General features: G+C 68.0%; 22 protein-coding genes and 2 pseudogenes (1 of these 24 only partly in view). 17 read left to right on the top strand and 7 right to left on the bottom strand.

Going from position 1 to position 23,921, the window contains the following annotated elements; translation table 11 throughout:
• Positions 1-46: 46 nt before the first annotated feature.
• From BN3794_RS15530 to BN3794_RS16550, 10 genes and pseudogenes are all read left to right on the top strand, one after another.
• Entirely contained in the window at positions 47-619 is a 573-nt protein-coding gene (locus BN3794_RS15530) for a TonB-dependent receptor domain-containing protein (protein ID WP_066098752.1), read from the top strand.
• Positions 620-679: 60 nt separating this feature from the next.
• Positions 680-1,927: a dipeptidase gene (locus tag BN3794_RS15535; protein WP_187128081.1), complete on the top strand. Its 1,248-nt coding sequence runs from the start codon at positions 680-682 to the stop codon at positions 1,925-1,927.
• A 98-nt stretch (positions 1,928-2,025) separates the two neighbouring features.
• Complete coding sequence (locus tag BN3794_RS15540) at positions 2,026-3,780, top strand: type VI secretion system Vgr family protein (protein WP_066098754.1); 1,755 nt, start codon at positions 2,026-2,028, stop codon at positions 3,778-3,780.
• Positions 3,781-3,814: 34 nt separating this feature from the next.
• Positions 3,815-4,597, top strand: coding sequence for a hypothetical protein (locus BN3794_RS16535; RefSeq protein ID WP_147675813.1), 783 nt, complete (start codon positions 3,815-3,817; stop codon positions 4,595-4,597).
• A gap of 141 nt (positions 4,598-4,738) precedes the next feature.
• The gene (locus BN3794_RS17005) at positions 4,739-4,981 is read left to right on the top strand and encodes a hypothetical protein (RefSeq protein ID WP_066098756.1); all 243 of its coding nucleotides are present in this window, start codon (positions 4,739-4,741) and stop codon (positions 4,979-4,981) included.
• A gap of 15 nt (positions 4,982-4,996) precedes the next feature.
• Positions 4,997-6,343: a DUF2345 domain-containing protein gene (locus BN3794_RS15550; protein WP_328585356.1), complete on the top strand. Its 1,347-nt coding sequence runs from the start codon at positions 4,997-4,999 to the stop codon at positions 6,341-6,343.
• A complete protein-coding gene (locus tag BN3794_RS15555; RefSeq protein ID WP_066098758.1) occupies positions 6,294-9,137 on the top strand; it encodes a hypothetical protein in 2,844 nt (947 codons plus the stop codon). Before BN3794_RS15550 ends, BN3794_RS15555 begins: the two co-directional genes overlap by 50 nt.
• A complete protein-coding gene (locus BN3794_RS16540; protein WP_147675815.1) occupies positions 9,134-9,721 on the top strand; it encodes a hypothetical protein in 588 nt (195 codons plus the stop codon). Before BN3794_RS15555 ends, BN3794_RS16540 begins: the two co-directional genes overlap by 4 nt.
• Positions 9,718-9,948, top strand: a pseudogene (locus tag BN3794_RS16910) (IS3 family transposase); the annotation flags it as partial. The gene BN3794_RS16540 and the pseudogene BN3794_RS16910, both read left to right, overlap by 4 nt.
• Before the next feature lie 208 nt (positions 9,949-10,156).
• Positions 10,157-10,432 carry a hypothetical protein gene (locus tag BN3794_RS16550; protein ID WP_147675817.1) on the top strand — a complete coding sequence of 92 codons (276 nt, stop codon included), beginning with the start codon at positions 10,157-10,159 and terminating at the stop codon, positions 10,430-10,432.
• 727 nt (positions 10,433-11,159) lie between these two features.
• Here the strand turns inward: BN3794_RS16550 and BN3794_RS15560 are convergent.
• Entirely contained in the window at positions 11,160-12,065 is a 906-nt protein-coding gene (locus BN3794_RS15560) for a plasmid stabilization protein ParE (RefSeq protein WP_066098760.1), read from the bottom strand.
• A 298-nt stretch (positions 12,066-12,363) separates the two neighbouring features.
• On the opposite strand from BN3794_RS15560, the gene BN3794_RS15565 reads away from it, so the two are divergent.
• From BN3794_RS15565 to BN3794_RS15580, 4 genes are all read left to right on the top strand, one after another.
• Positions 12,364-12,702 (top strand): DUF2834 domain-containing protein, encoded by a 339-nt coding sequence (locus BN3794_RS15565; RefSeq protein ID WP_066098763.1) that lies wholly within the window; start codon positions 12,364-12,366, stop codon positions 12,700-12,702.
• A gap of 231 nt (positions 12,703-12,933) precedes the next feature.
• A complete protein-coding gene (lhgO, locus tag BN3794_RS15570) occupies positions 12,934-14,127 on the top strand; it encodes an L-2-hydroxyglutarate oxidase (RefSeq protein WP_066098765.1) in 1,194 nt (397 codons plus the stop codon).
• 97 nt (positions 14,128-14,224) lie between these two features.
• A complete protein-coding gene (locus BN3794_RS15575; protein ID WP_066098767.1) occupies positions 14,225-14,668 on the top strand; it encodes a DUF2501 domain-containing protein in 444 nt (147 codons plus the stop codon).
• Positions 14,669-14,804: 136 nt separating this feature from the next.
• Positions 14,805-15,914 (top strand): alpha/beta fold hydrolase, encoded by a 1,110-nt coding sequence (locus BN3794_RS15580; protein ID WP_066098769.1) that lies wholly within the window; start codon positions 14,805-14,807, stop codon positions 15,912-15,914.
• A gap of 162 nt (positions 15,915-16,076) precedes the next feature.
• Here the strand turns inward: BN3794_RS15580 and BN3794_RS15585 are convergent, their stop codons facing one another.
• From BN3794_RS15585 to BN3794_RS15605, 5 genes are all read right to left on the bottom strand, one after another.
• Positions 16,077-18,122: an FUSC family protein gene (locus BN3794_RS15585; RefSeq protein ID WP_066099000.1), complete on the bottom strand. Its 2,046-nt coding sequence runs from the start codon at positions 18,120-18,122 to the stop codon at positions 16,077-16,079.
• A gap of 16 nt (positions 18,123-18,138) precedes the next feature.
• A complete protein-coding gene (locus BN3794_RS15590) occupies positions 18,139-19,575 on the bottom strand; it encodes an efflux transporter outer membrane subunit (protein ID WP_066098771.1) in 1,437 nt (478 codons plus the stop codon).
• Entirely contained in the window at positions 19,572-20,522 is a 951-nt protein-coding gene (locus BN3794_RS15595) for an efflux RND transporter periplasmic adaptor subunit (protein ID WP_066098772.1), read from the bottom strand. Before BN3794_RS15595 ends, BN3794_RS15590 begins: the two co-directional genes overlap by 4 nt.
• Positions 20,519-20,728, bottom strand: coding sequence for a DUF1656 domain-containing protein (locus BN3794_RS15600; protein ID WP_066098774.1), 210 nt, complete (start codon positions 20,726-20,728; stop codon positions 20,519-20,521). The genes BN3794_RS15595 and BN3794_RS15600 overlap by 4 nt, the downstream gene beginning before the upstream one ends.
• 127 nt (positions 20,729-20,855) lie before the next feature.
• A complete protein-coding gene (locus tag BN3794_RS15605) occupies positions 20,856-21,299 on the bottom strand; it encodes a MarR family winged helix-turn-helix transcriptional regulator (RefSeq protein ID WP_066098777.1) in 444 nt (147 codons plus the stop codon).
• A gap of 97 nt (positions 21,300-21,396) precedes the next feature.
• Between BN3794_RS15605 and folE the strand changes: the two genes are divergently transcribed.
• Positions 21,397-22,002, top strand: a complete 606-nt coding sequence (gene folE / locus BN3794_RS15610) for a GTP cyclohydrolase I FolE (protein WP_066098779.1) — start codon at positions 21,397-21,399, stop codon at positions 22,000-22,002.
• 18 nt (positions 22,003-22,020) lie between these two features.
• Here the strand turns inward: folE and BN3794_RS15615 are convergent, their stop codons facing one another.
• Positions 22,021-22,794 (bottom strand): sulfite exporter TauE/SafE family protein, encoded by a 774-nt coding sequence (locus BN3794_RS15615; RefSeq protein ID WP_066099004.1) that lies wholly within the window; start codon positions 22,792-22,794, stop codon positions 22,021-22,023.
• A gap of 98 nt (positions 22,795-22,892) precedes the next feature.
• On the opposite strand from BN3794_RS15615, the gene BN3794_RS15620 reads away from it, so the two are divergent.
• Both BN3794_RS15620 and BN3794_RS15625 read left to right on the top strand, forming a co-directional pair.
• The gene (locus BN3794_RS15620; protein WP_066098781.1) at positions 22,893-23,282 is read left to right on the top strand and encodes a YchJ family metal-binding protein; all 390 of its coding nucleotides are present in this window, start codon (positions 22,893-22,895) and stop codon (positions 23,280-23,282) included.
• A 19-nt stretch (positions 23,283-23,301) separates the two neighbouring features.
• A pseudogene (locus BN3794_RS15625) lies at positions 23,302-23,921 on the top strand (D-hexose-6-phosphate mutarotase) (its annotated part continues 247 nt past the right edge of the window); the annotation flags it as partial.

Here is a 23,921-nt window from a genome sequence, read left to right on the forward strand (position 1 = left end):
TCCGGCACGACATCCGGGACCTGGCGCAGCAGCGACCAGCCGGGTCGTGGCGCGACTCCCTCGGGCGCCTTGCAACGGCGCTTCGTACTCGGCCGAGGTACCCGGCACCACCACCGAGACCTACTACCAGAACGTGGGCTCGGTGGATGCCTACGGTTCCGAGCCGAGCCTGCAACTGAAGCCGGCGGTGCTGGGCGGGAAGATCTACTTCAACGGCAACCTGTCCTGCAACGTCTCCAAGTTCAAGGACGACTTCGCCAGCTACGAGATCAAGGGCAACACGGTCCCGGATTTCCCACGCTGGGTGCTGCAGGGGGGCGCCACCTGGGAGGCGGCGCCGTGGGCCCTGTTCCACCTGCAGGGCCGTGCCATCTCATCGCGCTATACCAACTTCACCAATACCGAGCAGGTGGGTGGCTACGCCGTGTGGAGCGCCTATGCCGACTTCGGCGACAACTGGAACTGGGGCGTGTTCAAGGACATCAAGTTGCGCGCGAACGTGGACAACCTGTTCGATCGCGACTACCTGGGCACGATCTCGACCCAGGTCAGTGGCCCGGCCCCTTTCCGGCCCGGCCCGGCGCGCACGGTGCAACTGACCCTGTCCACCCGGTTCTGAGCCGTGGGTATGATCGACAACTCCGTTCCCGACCGCAGCGAGCGCCGCCTGTCCATGAAGATCGCCTTCAGATCCCTCGCCCTGTGCCTGGCCCTCGGCCTGGCCGGAACGGCGCAAGCCATCGAGTTCACCCAAGCCGAGCTGGCCCGCGCCACCGCGTTGCAGCAGCGCCTGCTGACCCTGGACAGCCACCTGGACACGCCGGCCAACCTGGCGCGCCCGGACTTCGACATCCTGGCCGATCATGGCGGCAATCCGCTCTCGCAAGTGGACTACCCGCGGATGGTCAAGGGTGCCTTCGACGGCGGCTTCTGGGCGATCTACACCGGCCAGGGCGAGCGTACCGAACAGGCATGGGTGGCCGACCAGACCGCCGGCCTGGCGCGGCTGGTGGAGATCCGCGAGATGCTCGCCGCCCATCCGGACCGGTTCGGCCTGGCCCTGACCCCGGCAGATGCGCGCCGGGTCAAGGCCGCCGGCAAGCGCGTGGTGTTCATCAGCATGGAGAACGCCAGCCCGCTGGTGAAGGACCCCAGCCTGCTGGATTTCTACGACCGCGAAGGCCTGCGCCTGATGAGCCTGGTGCACTTCACCAACAACGAGCTGGCCGACTCGGCCACCGACCCGAAGGGCCCGGAATGGCACGGCATCAGCCCGGCCGGCAAGGCGTTGCTGGAACAGGCGGTCGCGCGCGGCATCCTGATCGACCAGTCGCACGCCTCCGACGCGGTCTTCGACCAGCTCGTCGCGCTGTTGCCGGTGCCGTTCATCGCCTCCCACAGCGGCGCGCGCGCGGTCCACGACCACCCGCGCAACCTCGACGACGCGCGCCTGCGCGCGCTGGCCGCCAAGGGCGGCGTGGTGCAGGTGAACTCCTATCCGGGCTACGTCACCGACGAAGGCGCATCGCCGGAGCGCAAGCAGGCCGAGGAGACCGCCACCCGCGCCCTGGGCGACTGGGAAACCATGACCCTGGCCCAGGGCCGCGAACTGGCACGCATCCAGGCCGAGCTGGATGCGAAGTATCCGCTGCGCCATACCGCCGACCTGGACGACTTCCTCGCCCACCTGGACCACATCCTGAAGCTGGTCGGCCCCGAGCACGTCGGCATCGGCATGGACTGGGACGGCGGCGGCGGCGTGGCCGGCATGCGCGATGTCGCCGACCTGCCCAAGATCACCGCGTGGCTGCTGCGCAAGGGCTACGACGAGCAGCAGATCGCCGACATCTGGGGCGGCAACCTGATGCGGGTGATGCAGCAGGTGCAGGACTACGCTGCCGCGCACCGGCCGGCCGCCGGGCACTGAGCGGCGCGTGACCGGCCCGGCAAAGCCGGGCCGTGGCGATTGCCCCGTCCCCGCCACTTGACCTATAAGGGGAGCCTTCGCTCAAGGAAGAGGGATATATGGACATATCCGCGGCGTTGGCGGCGCTTGCCGAACCGGCGCAAACGCACCGGCTGATCCGGCTGCAGGCCCCGCTGGCCGGGCTGGTACCCGAGCGTTTCAGCGGGCAGGAATCGGTCTGCGCGCCGTTCCGCTTCGAGATCGAGTGCCTGGCGACCTCGGCGTTCCTGCCGGTGGAAGACCTGCTCGAGCAACCGCTGGTACTGGAACTGGCGCGTGCCGATGGCGGCCTGCGCCGCTGGCACGGCCTGTGCACCGGCGTGGACAGCCTCGGCGGCGACGGCGGCCTGGCGCGCTACCGGCTGGTCATGGAGCCGTGGACGGCACTGCTGGGCCTGCGCCGCAATGCGGTGATCTTCCAGGACATGGACGTGCGTGCGATCTGCACGCAGGTCTTCGCGGACTACCCGCAGGCCAGCTACCGCTTCGACGTGGCCGCCAACTTGCCCGTGCCGGCGATCACCACCCAGTACCGCGAGACCGACGCACAGTTCGTCACCCGGCTGCTGGCTAACGCAGGCCTGGCCTGGCGCTACGAGCAGGCGCAGGACGGGGAGGCCGCGCACACGCTGGTGGTGTTCGACCCGCAGGCCGAACTGGCCGATACCGGTACGCTGCGCTTCCATCGCGCCGACTATGCCGAGGCCGAGGATGCCATCACCGCCTTCGGCGAGCAGCGCCGCATCGCGCCCAATGCCGCGGTCGTCGCCAGCTGGCACAGCGAGCAGGTCGGCGCGGTGTCCGGCCAGGCCTCCGCGGAGGGGCCGGAGCTGCCGGCACTGGAGATCTTCGTCGCCCCGCGCAGCGGCGCCTTGCCTACCGGCGAGCAGGCCGTGGCAGCCGCCCAGGCGCGCCTGGACGCCCTGCGCATGACCCGCCGCGTGCACGCCGGCGCAGGCAGCGGCCGCCAGCTGCAGGCCGGTGCCACCTTCGCGCTGGCCGCGCACGACCGGTTCGGCGGGCAACGGTTCGTACCGTTGTCGGTGATGCACGTGGCCGCCAACAACCTCGGCAGCGGTGTCGTCGACCTGCTGGACGCGCCCGACCTGGAGCGCGGCAGCTACCGCAACCGCTTCTTGGCCGTGCCCGAAGGCACGCCGCTGCGCGCGCTGCCGGTGGACCGGCCCACGGCACCCGGCCTGCAGACCGCGCGGGTGGTGGGACTGCCTGAGGCGGCGGTCACCGCCAACCGCGACCACCAGGTGCGCATCCAGTTCGATTGGCAGCGTGGCGCCGCGCCCAATGCCGGTGGCCTGGCGGGCGAGGAGGCTGCCCACGACCATGCGCCGGGCGATGCCACGTCCGGCACCTGGGTCCCGGTGGCCGAGGCGGTGGCCGGCCCCAACTGGGGCAGCCATTTCCTGCCGCGCGTCGGTGCCGAGGTGCTGGTCGCGTTCCAGCAGGGCGACATCGACCAGCCGCGCGTGGTCGGCCAGCTCTACAACGGCGAGGTCGCCCCCCCGTTCGGCGGGGACGTGGACAGCGGCCAGCCGGGCGTGCTCAGTGGCCTGCACAGCACCGCCCACGACGGCGGCGGCCACCAGCAGTGGCTGCTGGACGACACGCCGGGGCAGCTGCGTACGCGCCTGCACACCTCGCTGGCCGACAGCCGGCTGGAACTGGGCTACCTGGTCGAGCACGCCGACACCCGTCGCGGCGCGCTGCGCGGGCAGGGTGCTGTATACCTACGAAAACAATCGTCCTCACCAAGTTCATGTGCGATCCGTCCAAGGCACCGACTGTACGCGAGCTAACTATCATTACTGATTCAATCAAAAAATGAAACCTATGAAGAAGCTCATCGCGACCGGCATATTCGTGCTGCTGCTAGTAGCCTGCAAGGCGAATACAGGCGAAGTTAAAATTCCGGAACAAGGTTCCGCGCCTACCAATGCTGCGTCAGCATCGACGGAGTCGCCATCTGTGTCTTCCGCAGACGAAGCGCGACCGCCGCCCGATGTCATCGAATTTGTCAAGGCGAACTACGCCGAACAAAATCCAACCGATGGAGCCTACGTACAGAATGGCATACGCTACACGATCTGCGCATATCGCCAAGCAAAAACACCGGGCAAATATCATTACCTAGCATTGTGCAGCGCGGACGATTCTGCACCCGAAAAGCAGATTGATCTATACATCCTGACGGCCGACGCTAACAATGTCGTGGCCTCAAACACAGGCATCCTGGTCCGATCTGCGAATGTGTCATTAGTGTCTCTGGGTGGCGAGCGATTGGGGTTTGCGGTGTCTCAGAGCGAGATCAATCAGGGTCTCATTTCCGGTGCGACTACCCTCTACGCAAAGAGAGACGAGGAATTACCTGCAGTTGCGGAGTTCATCGACCAGCTTGACAACACATCCGATCCCGATTGCAAGGGTTACGAGCATGGTTGCGAGCGCATATCCAGAAAATTTCTCGACTCGGTAACGCCGGATGCAAATAAAGGGCTGACTATTGTGGAGCAGAATGAAACCAATGGCACATCCGAGGAAAAACGCTACACATTGAAGTTTGATTCTACGGTCGGGAAATATATCGTGCCCTCGGAACTTCAACGAAGTTATTAACATCAATAGAAATATGAGTCCTCTTCCGTTTCGACATCGACATGTTCCTGCCCTCGGCCGGGCTGGACCCGGCGTCGCTGCCGGCTCAGTTGCTGACCCTGCGCCTGCGTCAGGCCGGCTGCGCCGAGCGCCACCGGAAGCGTGTGCGCCCTCGCCAGCGGTACCCGCTTCGGCCTGAGCCAGCTTCCGCAGTACGGCGACCAGCGCTTCACCGTGCTCGCTGTCGAGCGCCACGCCCGCAACAACCTCGATACCGGCATCGCCACGCTGCTCGGCCGTGACGCCATGGACAACGGCGGCTACGCAACCGCTTCGTGGCCGTGCCCGAAGGCACGCCGCTGCGTGCGCTGCCACACGATCGCCCGCTGCTGCATGGCCCGCTGACCGCGCGTGGTCGGCTTGCCCGATGCCGCCGTCACTCCCAACCGCGACCACCAGGTGCCCATCCAGTTCGATTGGCAGCGTGGCGCCGCGCCCAATGCCGGTGGCCTGGCGGGCGAGGAGGCTGCCCACGACCATGCGCCGGGCGATGCCACGTCCGGCACCTGGGTGCCGGTGGCCGAGGCGGTGGCCGGCCCCAACTGGGGCAGCCATTTCCTGCCGCGCGTCGGTGCCGAGGTGCTGGTCGCGTTCCAGCAGGGCGACATCGACCAGCCGCGCGTGGTCGGCCAGCTCTACAACGGCGAGGTCGTCCCCCCGTTCGGCGGGGACGTGGACAGCGGTCAGCCGGGCGTGCTCAGTGGCCTGCACAGCACCGCCCACGACGGCAGCGGCCACCAGCAGTGGCTGCTGGACGACACGCCGGGGCAGCTGCGTACGCGCCTGCACACCTCGCTGGCCGACAGCCGGCTGGAACTGGGCTACCTGGTCGAGCACGCCGACACCCGTCGCGGCGCGCTGCGCGGGCAGGGCTTCGAACTGGCGACCCAGGGCTGGGGCCAGGTACACGCCGCCCAGGGCCTGCTGCTGTCCACCACCGCCCGGCAAGACGCCATCTCCACCGCGCAGGATGCCAGTGAGGCGGTCGCCCAGCTCAAGGGCGCCGAGCCCACCGTGCAGGCGCTGGCCGACACCCTGGTCCAGCAGCAGGTGCCGACGCTGCAGAGCGGGGAGAACCTCACCGCGCTGCGCGAGTCGATAGACCCGGAGGCCGACGGCAGGTACGGCGGCAGCGTCAACGGCCAGAGCGCGTTCAAGCCGGGTGCGGGCCGCGCACCGGGCGACGCCCCGGTGGAGGCGCTGGCGCAGCCACGGCTGCTGGCGGAGAGCCCGGACCGGATCGCCCTGGCCAGCGCCAACAGCGGCGTGGCCTACGCCGGCGGTGCGCTGCACTGGACGGTGCAGGACGACGCCCACCTGGCCGCGGGCCAGACCCTGTCGGCGGTGGCCGGCCGGCACGCCAGCCTGTTCGCCCAGGCCGGCCCGATCCAGGGGATCGCCGCCGCCGGCCCGGTGAGCCTGCAGGCGCATGCCGGCGAACTGGAACTGCTGGCCGACCAGGACGTGACGATCACTGCCACGGACGACCGGGTCGAGGTGCTGGCGCAGCAGAAGATCGTGCTGCAGGCCGGTCAGAGCGCGATCACGCTGGAGGGCGGGGACATCACCTTCGCCTGCCCGGGAGAGTTCACGGTCAAGGCCAGCCAGCATCCGTTCCTGGGTGGAGATAGTGGAGATCTGCGCATGTCGCTGCCAGATGGCCTGGTGCATCTGGAGCCGGATCGCATGCTCGACTTCTCGGGCTGACTTCTACAAGGAAGACATCAGTTTCTACAAGGAAGACATCAATATGGGCGACAATGGGAAAAAGACGCCGGCAAAAATCGGCACGCTGGTCTATCCGTTCAAGAAAAAGGCGGAGTCAGGCAAGGTAGGCGCCCAACCTGTCGGCGCTGATGACACCCGGTTCTATTTCCAAGCGCTGTCCAATGCTTCCGATGGTTTCTATCCCATTGGTGCCAATGGCCAATGGCACGGCGGCATCCATTTCGATGCGCAGACCGGTGCAACGCTACCGCAGGAGGAGGGCATCCGCTGCATCGGCGATGGGGAGGTCGTCGCCTATCAGGTCGAATCGCAATACTCCTCGGTCGAATACAGCACCGGCAAGGCACTCTACTCGCGTGGCTTCACCTTGGTGCGCCACAGGCTGGAGCTGCCGCCCGCACCTGCAACCAAGCAGCAGGGCCAGAAGGAACAAAACAAGACCGCGCCCGCTTCGGACCATACCCCACAGAGGCCTGATCAGAAGGCCGAAGAGCCGTCGTTGATCTTCTATAGCGTCTATCTGCACCTGCTGGATTGGGCCGGCTACCAGAAACTGGATGCGAAGAAGCCCAGGCCCGGCTATTGGGGCGACGAAATCTACCTGGTGGGCGACAAAGCTTTCGATCAGGATCGCACCAGGAACGCATTCATCCCCGAAGACAGTGGACCCGGCATCAACCTGCGCACGGCCGAGAACCAATACGCGGGCTTCGCACCGCGCGGGGTCAAGTTGAAGCTGGGCGAGGAAAACCCCAGGAAGAAGGGATATTTCAAGATCGTCGAGGTCGTCAGCGGGACCACGTATCCCGGTGACGTGACGGGGACCTATGTATTCAAGGGTTCGTCCAAGAGCAAGGAAGGGCTCACTCCGGTCGGAGCAGAGCCGACAAAGGACACGGTCCATGTCCTGCCTAAGCCGAAGCCAATCAAGGCCGGCGAGCTGATCGGCTATCTCGGGCAATACGAGCGCTACATCGACACCAATCCCATGGTCAGCGCCCGTCCGCGTTCACTGACCCAACTCGATGTCTTTACGCCAGATGACATCAAGGGTTTCATCGCCAAGAGCCGTGAACGCGCCAAGCAACTGGATGCCAAGCAGAAAGTGCTATTGAAAGTCGACAAGGGCGCCAAGCTCGCGCTACCCACCAAGGCCGACCAACGGATAGCCGCGCAGGATGCCGTCGTTGCCGTCGGCACACCCAAGGCGTCCAGCGGCTGGATACAGGTGCGCAGGGGCACGCTGGAGATCGCCGAGCGCAGCGCGCTGGGCACATTCGATTCCGCCACCAATAGCTACCCCGGTGGCAAGATTCCCTACCGCTTCGTTGGTGCGCAGGATTCCGACGCGATTACCCAGGCTGCCTACAATGCGCTCGGCAAAGACGCGAAGGCTGCCTACACCCGGCGCCAGGTGTGGGTGCCCACCGGCACACCGGTCTGGGTCGAAGCCGGCATGTTGGATAGCGAGGGCACCGCATCCGGACGCGAAATGCAGGCCTGGAGCCAGTTTCCGTTGAAGGTCGGACAAGGTGACGGACCGACCGCGAACTTCGTCCGTGTCGTGGCGATCAAGCAGTTGTCCAAGGTCGTCGCCGAGCCGGATGGTACCCGCTGGTGGGAAATCGATATCGGGACCGCGGATGGCAGTTCGCGGATCGGATGGGTGCGGGAGAAGGACCATCCCCTGGTCACGCTATGCTCGCCGTGGGACTGGCCGGGATTCGAGATCGTGGAGGGCGACACCAGTACGCCGGAGCAGTTGTATGCCCGCCATATCGATGCGACCAAGCAGGCCCGGCCGGACGAACAGGCCGCGCTGGCCGCCAAGGCGGCCGAAGCCAACGGCGGCCCCTTGTTCTCCCGGCTGTGCGACGCCATCGACCTGGACGACGACAAGGTCCTGACGTCCGAAGAGCTACGCAAGGCGCTCAAGCAGCCTTGGCTGGCGGATGCGCTCTCGCGCCTGATCATCCATCACACCAGCGAATGGGGAACGCCAGCGGAACAGTGGAACGCCATCGACAAGGACATTCCCGAACTGCGTAAAGTCGATTGGGACAAGGAAAAGGAACGCATTCAGGCATTGCAGTGGTGGAGTCAGGTCAAGACCGATCCCGCTCTGCCCGTGGATGCCAAGGTCTATGCTTTCCATCCTATTGGGATTATTGTAAATTTTCTGAATATCAGCGATTCACTAAAAGAATTAATACGCCGAATTGGGGACATTATTTCTCACGGAGAAGGTGGATACGAATCCTATAACAGCGGTACGAAAGGCGTTGCCAATAATGCAGTTGGCCACTCCTTCCTGCATCCCCCTGCCGGGACCGTGACCGGAAAGACTATCAATCAGATATTGGAAACCGATAGCTTGTCAGGAACCGACTCGAATCGCATGTTTGCTACTGGCAAATACCAAACCGTCATTTCAACTCTGCGTACAGCGAAAGAAAAGATGGGGCTGACCGGAAAGGAGAAATATGACAATGACATGCAAGAGCGCGTATTTGCTGAGTACTTGCTAGATAAGGCAGGCGGCGGGGCACTCGGTCGGTTTGTTAAAGAAGGAACTGGCACGATTGATGATGCACAGTATGCGGCAGCCAAAGAATGGGCCTCAATAGCAGCTCCTTCAGGAAAGTCTATTAAGAATGGTCAGATATCAGATGGAACTCTCTCTTATTATGAATCTGCAGCCAACTCGGCTAATAGCGTGTCGACAAAAAATCTACGCGAAATACTTCAAGAAATTCAAAGTCATCGCCCATGACAAATATTGATCCAATGTACAGAATAATTTTTCTTCTAGCCATATCAATGGCCAACTCATGCTCAGCAAAATCTCATGAAGAAACTGGCATACGCTCAACGAGCGAAAGCTCGGAAGCACTGAAATCTGATACCAAGTCAGAACCAGAAAAAATCTCCCCAGAGGTGATCATATCGTATGCACACGATGGCTGCTCTTTTCAATATAGTCCAATAGATTTTTGCGATGAGCATCATATGAATATATATCGTGAAGCCATTTCTAGGCATAAAATAAATTTTTCTAATCGCTACATTCTACTGAGCATAATGGAGCGTGAAGTCTATCATCAGCGCTCGTTAGTCATATTAGATCCATCCACCGGTGCGGTTTACCCATTTCCATTTGATTCATATTCCGGCCCCATGAAAAAAGATGGCCGCATTGCAAGTGATGGGAACCTTAAATTCGACTTACAAGCAAATGAAGTCTGTATTGATGGTTCATTGAAAGTTCAACGCGAAATAAAAAATGGATCTTTCTGCTTTACCTTCGATAGTGGCGAGTTTGGCGGCCACAAAACCCAATACATGTATAAAAAATAATTACGGTGTTTGAGCACCGGGGGAGTACGAAGTGGGCGGCGGTCGTGTCGATCGCCGGCAAGATCGGCAGCACGCAGACGCTGCTGAACTGGGTGCGTCAGCACGAGCATGATACGGGTCAGCGCGCAGGCCTAAGCATTGCCGAGGCCAAGCAGATCAACGAACTGGAGCGAGAGAACCGTCAGCTTCACCGTGCCAACGAGATTCTTAAGCTAGCCAGTGCGTTCTGCGCCTGCAGCCAAACAACAGGACCAGAAGGATCAAGACAAGGACGTACCGCCTCAGGCAGTGCGCCCCAGAAGCCCGCACGGCCGAAAATCAATACGCGGGCTTTGCGCCATGCGGAGTCAAGTTGAAACTGGGCGATGAAATCCCAAGAAAAAGGGATATTTCAAGATTGCCGAGGTAGTTAGCGAGACCACATATCCCGATGACGTGACAGGAACATATATATTCAAGGGTTCGCCCAAGAGCAAGGAAGGGCTGACCCCGGCGGGGGCCGAACCAACCAAAGATGCGGTCCATGTCCTGCCCAAGCCGGAACCCATTAAGGCCGGCCAGCTGATCGATTATCTCGGGCAATACGAGCGCTACATCGATACCAATCCCATGGCGAGCACCCGCCCTCGTTCATTGGTCCAGCTCGATGTCTTTATCTCGAATGAATCAAAGACTTCATCGCCAAGAGCCGTGAACGCGCCAAGCAACTGAGCGCGAAGCAAAAGACACTGCTCAAAGTGGAGAACGGAGCGAAGTTGGCATTGCCCAGTGAGCCGAATCAGCAAATTGCCAGCAGAGGAAGTTGCGATTGTCGGTAAGGATATCGGTGGGGCTTGGGTTCAGGCCAACAAGGGCAGCCTCTAGACCATAGACAAGGCCAGCTCACGCTCTGCTCGCCGTGGGACTGGCCGGGATTCGAGATTGTGGAAAGCGACACCAGTCCGCCGGAGCAGTTGTATGTCTGCCATATCGATGCGACCAAGTAGGCTTGGCTGGACAAATAGGCCGCATTGGCCGCCGAGGTGGCTGAAGCCTATGGCGGCCGTGTTTTTCCGGCTGCGCGACGCTATCGACCTGGAAGACGACAAGGTCCTGATGTCCGAAGAGCTACGCAAGGTGCCTTGGCTGACGGATTCCGCGTCCCGTCTGATCGTTCATCACACCAGGCGCCCGGCCGATTCAGTCTGCGCCCTCTGCATACACCGTCCTATCGTGCGGATCCTCCACGGACCAACGGTCAGGCCGAGTACTTGGTACAGATGGCATAGACCACGCTGCACAAGTGGCCCTGGGCGCACTCCTACGACAATTGGTAGCAACGGGCCGACGCCATCGCCCCCATGGTGGCACCATTACGATTGGCACCGATCCCGCGCCGGTCCCGATTGTCTGCCGCCATTTTCCGCATCCCGCCGAACGACGCGCCGGGTTTACACGCCTAGCGGTACGGCCCCGGGCCGTGCCAGACCCGTTCGCCCTGGTGGTAGACGTCCATCATGGTGATGACCTGGCGGGCATCGCCGATGGCCTTCAGTTCCGGGGAATCCGGGGCGAGCAGGCGGCACTTGCCGGAGCCGCGCCGCAGGGCGATCTCCAGCGGGCAGACCATGCGCGAGTCGGTGCCGGGCAGCAGGATGTACACCTCGGTCATGCCCTGTTCCTTCCAGCTGCGCAGCAGGGTCTCGCTGTGCAGGTCGTAGTAGACCTGATAGCCGCCCACTTCCATGCTGGGGCCGGAGGTGTCGGCGGCGCGGCCGTTGCCGCGGTTGATGGCGGCGCTGTCGGCCATGCCCGCGTTTTCGCGTGCGGTGTCCCGGTCGAGCATGCCCGGCGGCCGTCCCGTCCATGTCTCGGGGTGGCGCTGTGCGCCGGAAGGCGGGCTGGCGGTGGTCGCCTGGGACCGGCTCGGCGCGGCCTCGTCCGGGGTGGGCGCGTCGGGCTGGGGTTCGCTGGGGCGCTGCTCGGGTGCGGGCGGCTGCTGTGCCGCGCGGGCGTCGGGCGGTGGCACGGGATCCCTGGCCTGGGCGACCAGCGTGGACTGCACGCGCGTGGCCGTGGGCGGCCGGGGACGCGGTGGCCTGGGATGGGGATGCCGGCCCGTCGTCGCGCTGCGGATCGGGTGCTCGGGCTGGTCGGTCGGGGGCGCCTCGCCGACGAAGTCCACCTTCATCCGGCTGCCGCCGGCCGCGCCCGCCGGAGCGGTCATCGTGGGCTTGGAGGCATACAGCAGCAGGAGCAACAGCAGCAGGTGCAGCAGTGCGCTGGCGAGCGCGGCGATCCACCGCTGCAGGCGTTCTGTCCCGGGTTCAGCCCCGCGCTCCAGGTGGCTCGACGCGCTGCTCATGCCACCGTCGGCGCGGCGTGGGGGCGGACCTTCATGTGGGGATCTACAGCGCGGCCGTGGGGGTGCGCCATCGTAGCGCGTGCCGGGCCCGGTGCACCTGCGCGGCGGCGCGCCGTCCGCCGCGGCGTTGGGATGCAGACAGACAGGACGACCGTGTCCGCACGTCCCCGACGGCACGAGCCGGAGCCGGAGCATGGCGAGCGCGGCCGGGCGAAGCGGTACGCAGCGGCGCGCCGTCCGCGGGCCCTTGCCGACGCGGTACAGTCCGGGTCACTGCCGGCCATGCGCGAGGGCGCCGATGAAATCCGTCTATGCGGTGTTGTGCGTCCTCGGCACGCTGCTGCCGCTGGCCGGGTTCCTGCCCTGGCCGCTGGCGCACGGGCTGGACCTGCCGCTGCTGGTGCGGCAGGCCGCGGCCGAGCCGGTGGCGCGGTTCGCCTGGCTGGACGTGGGGGTCTCCGCGCTGGCCCTGGCCGCGTTCGTGCTGGCCGAAGGCCGGCGCCTGGGCATGGTGCGGCCGTGGTTGGCCCTGCTCGGGCTGGGCGTGGGCGTATCGCTGGCGCTGCCGTTGTTCCTGCTGCTGCGGCAGTGGCACCTGGAGACCCGTGGCCGCCGGGGAGCGGTGCCGGCGGCCTGAGCGGCCGGCCTTCCGCAGGTAGGTGGGGTGCGGCACATCATGAGGCGTCCCTCCTTCGCGACCGGTCCCGCCCGCATCTTTTCCGTGCGGCCCTTTCGCCCTGTGCCGCCACGGCCGGCACGCCACCGGAACCGTGCGCACGAGGCGTGGCCGGCTGATGCCGGGGCTGCCGTTGGCAGCCGATGTGTCCGCCGGCATGTCGCCCGCGCGGCAGGCCGGGAGCTCGCTGCGATGGGGTACGACTTCTGCGTGATCGGCGGCGGCATCGTCGGCCTGGCCACGGCGATGGACCTGCTCGCGCGCCGGCCCGGTGTCTCGCTGCTGCTGCTGGAGAAGGAGGCGCAGCTGGGCATGCACCAGAGCGGGCACAACAGCGGAGTGATCCATGCCGGGGTGTACTACGCGCCCGGCAGCCTCAAGGCGCGCCTGTGCCGGGCCGGCGCCGAGGCCACGCGCGCGTTCTGCCGGGATCACGGCATCGCCTTCCAGACCTGCGGCAAGCTGCTGGTCGCCACCAGCGCGGCCGAGCTGGCCAGGATGGATGCGTTGCAGGCGCGCGCGGTCGAGAACGGGTTGGCGGTCGAGCGGCTCGATGCGGACGCGCTGCATCGCCGCGAGCCCAATGTCGCCGGCCTCGGCGCGCTGTACGTGCCGGACACCGGCATCGTCGACTACCGCCAGGTCTGCGCCGCCATGGCCGCGCAGGTCAGGCAGGCTGGCGGCGAGATCGCCACCGGCGAGACCGTGCGCGCCATCGACGAGCGTCCCGACGGCGTCCGCGTCGACAGCGACGGCCGCACCCTGCACGCGCGTCGCCTGGTCGCCTGCGCGGGGCTGCAGTCCGACCGCCTGGCGCGCCTGGCCGGGCTGGCGGTCGCGCACCGCATCGTGCCGTTCCGCGGCGAGTTCTACCGCCTGCCGCCACCGCGGGCCGGCATCGTCCGCCACCTGATCTACCCGGTCCCGGACCCGTCGCTGCCGTTCCTGGGCATCCACCTCACCCGCACGATCGACGGCGGCGTCACCGTCGGTCCGAACGCGGTGCTCGGCTTCGCCCGCGAGGACTACCGGCGCCTGGGCTTCGATGCGGCCGACGTGGTCGAGAACCTGCGTTTCCCCGGCTTCTGGCGCAGCCTGCGCGCGCACCTGCGCCCGGGCCTGCGGGAGATGCGCGATTCGCTGTGGCGGCGCGGCTACCTGCACCAGTGCCAGCGCTATTGCCCGTCGCTGCGCCTGGAGGACCTGGGCCCGCACCCGGCCGGCATCCGTGCCCAGGCGGTGCTGCGCGACGGCAGCTTCGTCCACGATTTCCTGCTGGTGGAGAGTCCGCGCATGGTGCACGTATGCAACGCGCCGTCGCCGGCGGCGACCTCGGCCATCCCGATCGGGCAGATGATCGCCGCGCGCGTCCTCGCCCGGGACTGAGCCCGCACCGTGCGACCCGTCCGCGGCCGCCGCGGCGACCCGGACGCTATGATCGGAGGCCGGGCCGCGGCCCGTCATCGTCCACGAGGAGACTGCCATGCATCGACGCATCCTGATCGTCACCACCCTGCTGGCGCTGGCCGGCAGCGCTTCCGCCGTCGACCTGAAGGGCCTGAAACAGTCCCTGGGCAGCGGCAAGGAGACGGCCGGCGCCGGCAGCCAGGGCGCCGGGCTGGGTGCGCTGGGCGGGCTGCCGGCCATCGGCGGCGATACCGCCGGCAACGCCGCAGGGGTGCTGGAGTACTGCGTCAAGCGCAAGTACCTGTCCGGCGGCGCGGTGGCCTCGGTCAAGGACAAGCTGATGTCGAAGTACGGGCTCGGCGACCAGGCCAAGGCCGAGCAGGACAGCGGTTACCGCAGCGGCATGCAGGGCGTCCTGCAGGGCAGCGACGGCAAGAGCTTCAACCTGGATTCGGTGTCCGGCAAGCTCAAGGACAAGGCCTGCGACTACGTGCTGGAGAACGCCGGCTCGCTGGTGTGATCCGGTCGCCGTGGCGCGGCCGCTGAAGCCGGCTGCGTCCGGCTGCGGGGTATCCGCGCCGGACGGGACCTTCGGCCCATGCCGCCGCGTCCCGTCCCGGCCAGAATGCAGGCGCTTTCCGGGAGAGGGCGTGGCGATGTGGCGTTTCGCATGCGTGCTGGCGTGGGTGCTGTGGCCGATGGCCGTCCTGGCGCAGGAAGGCGCCGCGGACACGTCGGCCGATGCGCCGGCGCGCCGGGTCATCGCCGACCTGGACCGGATCGTGGCGCCGCAGGGCGTGCAGGAGGCCTATGCGGCGCCCATCGGCGGCATCCAGCAATGGATCAACGTGCGCGGCCAGGACCACGACAACCCGATGGTGCTGTTCATCCACGGCGGCCCCGCCTTGCCGGTGATCCCCACGCTGTGGCAGTTCCAGCGCCCGCTGGAGGAATACTTCACCGTGGTCAACTACGACCAGCGCGGCGCCGGGCGCACCTTCCGTCTCAATCCGCCCGAGGCGGTGGCCGACACCCTGCACATCCAGCGCTACGTGGACGACGCCATCGAACTGGCGCAGTACCTGCGCGCGCGCTACCACAAGGACAAGCTGGTGCTGATGGCGCACAGCTGGGGCACGGTGGTGGCGATGAACGCCGCGCTGCAGCGGCCGGACCTGTTCAGCGCCTACGTCGGCATCGGCCAGGTCATCGACGTGCGCAGCAACGAGAAGCTGAGCTTCGACTACGGCCTGGCGCAGGCGCGCGCGCACGGCAATGCCGAGGCGGTGAAGGAAATGGAGTCCATCGCCCCGTATCCGGGCGACAAGCCGCTCACCCGCGAGCGCATCGTCATCGCCCGCAAGTGGCCGCAGTACTACGGCGGGTTGAGCGCGTACCGCGACAACTCGGCATATTTCTTCGACGGGCCGAAGCTGTCGCCGGACTACGACGCCGCCGACGTCCGCGCCATCGACGCCGGCAGCCTGTTCACGCTGGGCCGGCTGCTGGACGAGTTCCTGCAGGTCGATTTCCGCGGCGTGCGCGATTTCCCGATCCCGGTGGTGATGTTCATGGGCCGCCACGACTACACCACGCCCTCGCAACCGACGGCCGACTGGCTGGCGCGGGTGCGCGCGCCCTACAAGCAGGGCGTGTGGTTCGAGCATTCGGCGCACATGATGCCGTGGGAGGAACCGGGCAAGACCCTGGCCAGCCTGCTGCAGTACGTGCGGCCGCTGGCAACGCAGGGCGCGGCGCCGCATTGAGGCCGGCCCTCGGGCCGTACCGGATCCGCCGGACCGGCAGCCGGGCGCCGGCGCTCTCGGAACGCGGCTCGGGTCCCCGGGTCCGTGTCGTCGCCGGCGGCGAGGCCGCCGGGCCGCAAGCACCCTCGCCGGCCGCGGCGTGCGCGGCCGGGAGAGGCCCGGTCAGGAGGCGCTGGGCGCCGGATCCAGCGCCGGCGTCGGCGCGGCCGCGAGCGAGTAGCGCAGCCCCACCAGGCCCAGCAGGCCCTCGTCGCGGCCCTGGCCGGGCGGCAGCGAGCGCACCCGCGAGAGCGAGGCATCCAGGCCCTGGCGCAGCGCATCGGGCACCGGCAGGTGGCTGGCGCGCTTTGCCTGTGCGCGATAGTGCGCGGCCACCTGCAGCAGCAGGCGGTCGATCGCCTCGGCGTTGACCGGCGGCAGGTCGCGGCGCGCACGGCGCAGCTCCAGCACGTTCAGGCCGACGCGGATCTCGTCGAGCAGGTCCACCGTGGCCAGGCCGCTGCTGGCCGATACCGCCGCCATGCGCGGTGCCAGCTGGCCGAGCAGGTCGAGCATGCGCGCGGTGAACAGCTCGCGGTCCTGCAGGCCATGGCCGGCGGCGGCGTCGGCGATCACCTTCCAGGCCTGGCGCACCAGCCGGCGCGCGCTCCACTCGGCGCCCACCGAGCGAAACAGGCGGGTGACGATGATCGCGAAGCCCACGCCCAGCACGATGGACACGCTGGAGTTGAAGAAGGCCTGCACGTCGCCGTTGTAGGTGCTGCGCAGGTTCAGCAGGGTGGCCAGGTTGACCGTCATCGGCAGCGCGTAGGGCATGGTCTTCGGGTCGTAGACCAGCCGTCCCAGCAGCAGGAACGCCGGCGCCAGCACCAGTACCAGCGAGCCGAAGTCGTGCACCGCCGGCAGCACGCCGAACTGGTAGAACGCCACCAGCGCCAGCGAGCCGATGGTGGCCAGGAGCATGCGCAGCATGCTCGGGGTGGGGTCGTCCTGGGCGGCGAAGAAGGCCGCGGCCACCGCGCCGAGCATGGCCCCGAACGCACCGCCCGGCCAGCCGATGGCGATCCACAGCACGCAGTAGCTGAACAGGCTCACGCCGACGCTGGCGGCGGCGAAGGCGATCATCGGCCAGTCCACGTGGCGCTGGCGCAGCACGTTGATGCGGTCCAGATCGATGCGGAAGAAGTTGCGTTCCACCGTGCCTTCGTGGCCGTGCGCGATCGCGTCCTGCAGCCTGCGGCAATCGCTCCACAGTTCGATCAGCTCGTCCAGGCGCAGCAGCAGGCTGTTGGCCAGCAGGGTGTCCACGTCCGAGGACGGCTCCGGCCGCATCGCCCGCACGCGCGCGTGCAGCGCGGCCACCGCCTCGGCCTGCGGGGCCTCCTTGCGTTCCATCCAGGCGGCGATGTCGTGCAGCAGCTGCTGCTGTTCGGGGGTGTCGGCATGGCGGCCGCGCAGGTTGTCCAGGCGGTCGCCGATCCAGCCCAGCACCGGCAGCAGCGCCAGCATGCGCATGCGCAGCTCCTGCATGCGCACGTGCGCGGCGGCATGGCGTGGGTCGTCGTAGCGCGCCATGGTGATCAACGTGTCGAACTGGGCCACGTCGGCGGCGAGCAGGGTCCGGCGCGAGGTCTTGCCGTCCTGGCCCTTGCGGCCGACCAGCACCTGGCGCGCCCATAGCGCCGCATCGTCCATCCAGCTGCCGATGCGGCTGTTGATCACCGGCTTGGCCGAGGCCGGGAACACCAGCGAGGCGACCACCACCGCGCACAGCGAGCCGAGGATGATCTCCTCGCTGCGCGCCACCGCGATGTCGAAGATCTGCTCGGGCGTGGCGATGGCCTGGAAGCCGATGAACGCGGCGGTGTAGCTGGCGAGCATGAAGGTGTAGCCGGACGGACCGCGGTGCAGCAGTGCGATGAACAGGCAACCCGACAGCCACAGCGCCAGCATCGCGCTCATCAGCAGCGGGGTCTGCACGAAGTTCATGCACACCACCACGGCCGCGCACGCCAGCAGCGTGCCGAGGATGCGGTAGCCGCCGCGCGCGCGGGTCATGCCCAGCACCGGCTGCGACACCACGTACACCGTCGCCATCGCCCAGTACGGCCGCGCCAGGTTGCCCAGCAGGCTGATGCCCAGCGTGGCCACCGCGGCCACGTACAGCTTGGCCGAGAACATCCACGCGCGCCGGTCGCTCAACAGCATGGTCGTGCTCCCGTGTTCACGGCGCGGCCGCAGCCTGCCAGCCACCGCCCAGGGCCAGCATCAGCCGCACCTGGTCCTGCGAGACCTGGGCCTCGGCCGCGGCCACCTGCGCGTCCGAGCCGGCCTGGGTGCGATCGGCGTCGAGGCTGGCCAGGTAGGGCGCGCGCCCGCCGACGTACAGCCGCCGGTTCTGTTCGGCGGCCAGGCGCGCGGCATCGTGCGCGGTGCGCAGCGCCTGCAGGCGCTGCAGGTCCTGGGCGTAGGCGTCGAGCAGGGTCTGGGTCTCGCGCAGGGCATCGAGCACGGTCTGGTCGAACTGGGCCAGTGCCGCGCGGGCGCCGGCCTCGCTGGCCGCCACTCGCGCGCGCGCGCCGTTGGAGGGGATCGACCAGGAGATCAGCGGGCCGATCGACCATTGCCGCGTGGCCGCTTCGCCGAAGTCGTCCAGCAGGCCGGCGGCGCCGGCCGCGGCGCCGAGGCGGATGTCCGGGTACAGCTCGGCGGTGGCCACGCCGATGCGCGCGGTGGCCGCGGCCAGGCGGCGTTCGGCCGCGCGCACGTCGGGCCGGCGCGCCAGCAGCGCCCGACCGTCGCCGACCGGGATCGGCCGGTCCGGGTGCGGCGCCGTCGCGCAGCCGTCCACGCCCTCGGGCAGCTGCCCGGGCGTGTTGCCCAGCAGCGCCGCCAGCGAGTACTCGGCCGCGCGCTTGTGCGCCTGCAGCGGCGGCAGCGCGGCCTGCAGCGCGGCCACCTGGGCCTGGGCGCGGGTCACGTCCACCACGGTGCCGCGCCCGGCATCGGCCAGGCGCCGGGCGATGTCCAGGCTGTGCTGCTGCAGGTCCACCGAATGGCGGGCGATGTCCAGCTCGTGGTTGGCGTTGCAGATGTCCAGGTAGTTGCCGGCCACCTGCGCGACCACGCCGATGCGCGCCAGGTCCAGCGCCGCCTGGGTGGCCTGCGCGTCGGCATGGGCGGCTTCGCTGGCGCGGCGCAGCTTGCCGAACAGGTCGAAATCGTAGGAGATCTTCAATCCGCCGCTGCCGAGGTTGAACACCGGCAGCTTCTCGCTGAGCAGGAACGATTCGGCCGACACCTGCGCGCGCTGCGCGCCGGCCTCGGCCGCGTACTCCAGGCCGCCGGCATCGAGGGCCTGCTCGTAGACCGCGGTGGCGCGCTCCAGGTTGGCGCTGGCCGCGCGCAGCCCGGCGTTGGCGGCCAGGGCACGCTCGATCAGGCCGTCCAGGACCCGATCGTCGTACAGCGCCCACCAGCGCTCGGGCAGCGGCTGGCCCGGCGCGACCCGGTCGTTGCCGGTATCGAGGAAGGCGCCCTGCGCCTCGGCGCGGTTGGCCGCGGCTTCGCCGGGCAGGTGGTAGTCGGGCCCGACCGTGGCACAGGCGGCGAGGGTGCCCAGGCCCAGTCCCAGGGCCAGGCGTGGCAGGCGCGCGATCATGGCCGTGCCGCCTGGCCCCGTGCGTCGCGGGCCTTGCCGTCGTCGTCGCGGATGCTGACCGTGGCGGTGCGCCCGGCGATCAGCTGCACGCCGGCGGGGATCGTGTCGATGGCGATGCGGACCGGGATGCGCTGGGCCAGGCGCACCCAGTCGAAGGCCGGGGTCACGTTGGGCAGCAGGCTGGCCCCGTCGCTGCGGTAGCGGTCCTCGATGCCGGCGGCGATGCTGGCCACGTGGCCGGCCAGCGGGCGGTCCTCGCCCATCAGGTGGATTTCCACGCGCTGGCCCGGGCGCACGCGGCGCAGGCGGGTCTCCTCGAAGTAGCCGTCCACGCGGTAGGAGCCGGCGTCGAGCACGGCGGTCACCGCCTTGCCGGCGCTGACGTAGTCGCCCACGCGCACGGTGCGGTCGGTCAGGGCGCCGTCGGCGGGACTGCGCACCACGGTGCGCGCCAGGTTGAGCTGGGCGAGGTCGATCGCGGCCTGGGCGGTCTGCACCGCCGAGCGTGCCGCCGCCAGGGTGGACTGCGCCGCTTCCAGCTTGGCACGGCGCACCTCGGCGTCCTCGGCGGCGACCAGGTCCTGCAGGCTGCGGTCGCGTGCGGTCTCGCGCCGCAGCTGGTTGGCCGCGGCCTCGGCCTCGGCCACCGCCGCGCGGCGCTCGGCCAGCGTGGCCTGGGCCTGTTCCAGGGCGATGCGGTAGCGCGCCTGGTCGACCACGAACAGCGGCTGGCCGCGCTTGACCGGCTGGTTGTCCCAGGCCAGCACCTCGGTGACCAGGCCGGACACGTCCGGCGCCACCTGCACCACGTCGGCGTTGACGTGCGCATCGCGCGTCCACGGCTCGTCCATGTAGTAGTGCCACAGGTGGCTGAGCACGAAGGCGGCGGCCACCACCGCCACCAGCGTCAGGCCGATCGGCAGGGCGTTGCGGGCGATGCGGTTCATACGCGCAGCTCCTGCATCAGGGCGAACAGGCCGCCGAGCAGCAGCACGTAGATCGCCAGGTTGAACAGCGGCGGATGCCACACGTGGCGATAAGCGCCCACGTGCGCGAGCAGCAGCTGCAGCGCACTCATCAACAGGTAGGCGATGAGCATCAGCAGCAGCAGGGTGGGGATGAAGACCCCGTAGAGATTGAATTCTCCGAACATGGCGGTGGTTTTCGGCTGGGGTGGGCGGATCCGCGTCCGCGGTGCCTGCTGGCGTCCGGGACCGGCGTCCATAACGATGGACGGGCCGCCAGGGCGACCCGTCGCGAGGAAGGGGGGAGGGAACGGATCAGGGGAAGCGGGTCGCGGCCTCCCCGAGCAACTGGTAGACGCGCAGGACCGCCTCGATGTCCTCCTCCGGCAGCCCGGCCAGCACCTCGGTGCGCAGCGCGATCAGCTCCTGCTCCAGCTGCACGAACAGGTCCTGGCCCTTGTCGGTCAGCCACAGCAGGTTGGCGCGGCGGTCGCTGGCGTCGCATTCGCGGCGGATGAGCTCACTGGCGGCCAGCTTGTCGAGCAGGCGCACCAGCGACGGGCCCTCCATGCCCAGCTGCTGGGCCAGCGCGACCTGGCGGATGCCGCCGCCGGAGCGCCCGATCATCAGCAGCGTGCCGGTGCACGCGGCCGAGATGCCGTAGCTGCCCAGGCGCATATCGGCCAGGCGTTGCCACTGGCGCGCGGCCGGTCCCAGGCCCGAGGTCAGCCGCATCTGCAGAGTTTGGTAGGTGTCCATGACGTTAGTTAGCATACTACTAATTTCCCCGCTAAAGTATTAACGGACCGCGTGCGGGTACCATGGCGGCCCCCCAAGGGCAGGTCCCCGCCGTCCGATGAGCCAGCACGATTCCGCCGATACCCCCGTCACCCAGGCCGAGGCCGAGCAGGCCGTGCGCACGCTGCTGCGCTGGGCGGGCGAGGATCCCTCGCGCGAGGGCCTGCTGGATACGCCGCGGCGCGTGGCCGAGGCCTATGGCGACTGGTTCAGCGGCTACCGCGACGATCCGCGCGCCTACCTGGAGCGCACCTTCGAGGAGGTCGCCGGCTACGACGAGATGATCGTGCTGCGCGACATCGAGTACGAAAGCCATTGCGAGCACCACATGGCGCCGATCATCGGCAAGGTCCACGTCGGCTACGTGCCGGACGGCAAGGTGGTGGGCATCAGCAAGCTGGCGCGGGTGGTGGAGGCCTATGCGCGCCGCTTCCAGGTGCAGGAGAAGATGACCGCGCAGATCGCCGCGTGCATCCAGGAAGTGCTGCATCCGCTGGGCGTGGGCGTGGTGGTCGAAGGCGCGCACGAGTGCATGACCACGCGCGGCATCCACAAGCGCGGGGTCAGCATGATCACCTCCAAGATGCTCGGCAGCTTCCACGACGACGCGCGCACCCGCGCCGAGTTCCTGCGCTTCATCGAGACCGGCAACCACCGCCGCTGAGCCCGGCGGTGCCGCGGCTCAGCCCTGGCGCAGGTCCCAGCCCATCCGCGCGATCAGCACCACCACCAGCACCACGAACAGGCGGCGGATCAGCGGCGTGCCGCCGCGCAGCGCCAGTCGCGTGCCGGCCAGTGCGCCGAGGATGTTGGCCGCGGCCATCGGCACGGCCAGCACCGGCAGGAAGTGGCCGGTGGGGACGAAGAACGACAGCGCGGCCAGGTTGGTGGCGACGTTGACCGTCTTCGAGGCGGCCGAGGCATGCAGGAAGTCCATGCCCAGGAAGCGCACGAACAGGAAGATCAGGAAGCTGCCGGTGCCCGGGCCGAAGAAGCCATCGTAGAAGCCGATCCCCGCGCCGATCAGCACGGCCGCCAGCAGTTCGCGCCGGGCGCCCGGCCGGGCCGCCTGCAGCGCGCCGAAGTCCTTGCGCGCCAGGGTGTAGGCCAGCATCGCCAGCAGCAGCACCAGGATCAGCGGCCGCACCGCCTGGCGCGGCAGCAGGCTCACCGCCGTGGCGCCGAGGAACGAGAAGGCGAATGCCGTGGCCGCCGCGACCAGCACTGGCTTCCACGGCAGCGGCATGCGCCGCGCGTAACGCCAGGCCGCGGTCGCAGTACCGGCCACCGAGGCGAACTTGTTGGTGCCCAGCAAGGTCGCCGGTGCCTGCTGCGGCAGCGCCGCGAACAGGCCCGGGATCTGCACCAGGCCGCCGCCTCCCACGGCCGCGTCCACCAGGCCGGCAGTGAAGGCCAGCGCGACCAGCCAGGGCAGCAACGGCAGCAGTTCGGACACGGGACGACGGGCGGCGAAAAAGGCGCGCAAGCATAGGCGCGGCGCGCGATGCTGTCACCGGCGTGCACCGCGCCGGCCCGATGCGGAACAATGCCCGGATGAAGACGCCCGCCGACCCGTGTCCCTGCGGCCGCCCGCTGGCCTACGCCGCGTGCTGCGGTCGGCTGCATGCCGGTGCGCCCGCTGCCGATGCCGAGGCCCTGATGCGCTCGCGCTACAGTGCCTACGTGCGCGGCCTGGCCGACTACCTGCTGGCCACCTGGCATCCGTCCACGCGGCCGCCGCAGCTGGACCTGGCCGATCCGCCGCAGGGCCGCACCGTCTGGCTCGGGCTCGACGTCGGCCGCCATCGCCAGGTCGCGTCGGACCGGGCCGAGGTGGAATTCGTCGCGCGCTACCGCATCGGCGGCGGGCGCGCGGTGCGCATGGTCGAGTACAGCCGCTTCGTGCGCGAGGATGGCCGCTGGTACTACCTGGATGCCCGATGAGGAAGACTGCATGACCGCCCTGCCCGACGTGCCCGGCCTGTCCCTGGACCACTGGCACGGCCAGCCCCTGCTGCGCATCGCCACCCCGGCCTGCACCGCCGCGGTGAGCCTGTTCGGCGGGCAGCTGCTGTCCTTCGTGCCCGCCGGCCAGCAGGATCTGCTCTGGCTCTCGCCGCTGGCCAAGGCCCCGCCCGCGCCCATCCGCGGCGGCGTGCCGGTGTGCTGGCCGTGGTTCGGCCGCCAGGACCAGCCCGACACCGCGCCGGCCCACGGCCTGGCACGGACCGCGGTGTGGACCGTGGCCGCGGCCGAGTGCCGCGACGAGACCGTGCATCTGGTGCTCGACGCGCCGGCGTTTCCCGGCTGGCCGCTGGCATTGCGCATGGAGCTGCAGCTCGGTCGCGCGCTGGAGCAGCGCCTGGTCACCGTCAACCGCGGCGACGCGCCGGTACGCGTCAGCCAGGCCCTGCACAGCTATTTCCGCGTCGGCGACGCGCTGCAGGTGGACGTGCAGGGCGTGGACGGGCTGGAATACCTGGACAAGTTCGAAGGCTATGCCCACCGCCATCGCCAGCACGGCGACTGGAACCTGCGCGACGCCCACGATCCCGGGCGCAGCGATCGCATCTACCTGGGCGC

The organism is Xanthomonas massiliensis, assembly GCF_900018785.1.
In the GTDB taxonomy this organism is placed as follows: domain Bacteria; phylum Pseudomonadota; class Gammaproteobacteria; order Xanthomonadales; family Xanthomonadaceae; genus Xanthomonas_B; species Xanthomonas_B massiliensis.

Excerpts from the sequence above, each read along its gene's own strand:
- BN3794_RS15590 (WP_066098771.1), bottom strand. The coding sequence starts at position 19,575 with ATGATCGCGCGCCTGCCACGCCTGGCCCTGGGACTGGGCCTGGGCACC.
- BN3794_RS15605 (WP_066098777.1), bottom strand. The coding sequence starts at position 21,299 with ATGGACACCTACCAAACTCTGCAGATGCGGCTGACCTCGGGCCTGGGA.
- BN3794_RS15575 (WP_066098767.1), top strand. The coding sequence starts at position 14,225 with ATGCATCGACGCATCCTGATCGTCACCACCCTGCTGGCGCTGGCCGGC.
- BN3794_RS16540 (WP_147675815.1), top strand. The coding sequence starts at position 9,134 with ATGACAAATATTGATCCAATGTACAGAATAATTTTTCTTCTAGCCATA.
- lhgO (WP_066098765.1), top strand. The coding sequence starts at position 12,934 with ATGGGGTACGACTTCTGCGTGATCGGCGGCGGCATCGTCGGCCTGGCC.
- BN3794_RS15560 (WP_066098760.1), bottom strand. The coding sequence starts at position 12,065 with ATGAGCAGCGCGTCGAGCCACCTGGAGCGCGGGGCTGAACCCGGGACA.
- BN3794_RS15540 (WP_066098754.1), top strand. The coding sequence starts at position 2,026 with ATGGACATATCCGCGGCGTTGGCGGCGCTTGCCGAACCGGCGCAAACG.
- BN3794_RS15585 (WP_066099000.1), bottom strand. The coding sequence starts at position 18,122 with ATGCTGTTGAGCGACCGGCGCGCGTGGATGTTCTCGGCCAAGCTGTAC.
- BN3794_RS15620 (WP_066098781.1), top strand. The coding sequence starts at position 22,893 with ATGAAGACGCCCGCCGACCCGTGTCCCTGCGGCCGCCCGCTGGCCTAC.
- BN3794_RS15580 (WP_066098769.1), top strand. The coding sequence starts at position 14,805 with ATGTGGCGTTTCGCATGCGTGCTGGCGTGGGTGCTGTGGCCGATGGCC.
- BN3794_RS16535 (WP_147675813.1), top strand. The coding sequence starts at position 3,815 with ATGAAGAAGCTCATCGCGACCGGCATATTCGTGCTGCTGCTAGTAGCC.
- BN3794_RS15595 (WP_066098772.1), bottom strand. The coding sequence starts at position 20,522 with ATGAACCGCATCGCCCGCAACGCCCTGCCGATCGGCCTGACGCTGGTG.
- folE (WP_066098779.1), top strand. The coding sequence starts at position 21,397 with ATGAGCCAGCACGATTCCGCCGATACCCCCGTCACCCAGGCCGAGGCC.
- BN3794_RS15555 (WP_066098758.1), top strand. The coding sequence starts at position 6,294 with ATGGCCTGGTGCATCTGGAGCCGGATCGCATGCTCGACTTCTCGGGCT.
- BN3794_RS15600 (WP_066098774.1), bottom strand. The coding sequence starts at position 20,728 with ATGTTCGGAGAATTCAATCTCTACGGGGTCTTCATCCCCACCCTGCTG.
- BN3794_RS15565 (WP_066098763.1), top strand. The coding sequence starts at position 12,364 with ATGAAATCCGTCTATGCGGTGTTGTGCGTCCTCGGCACGCTGCTGCCG.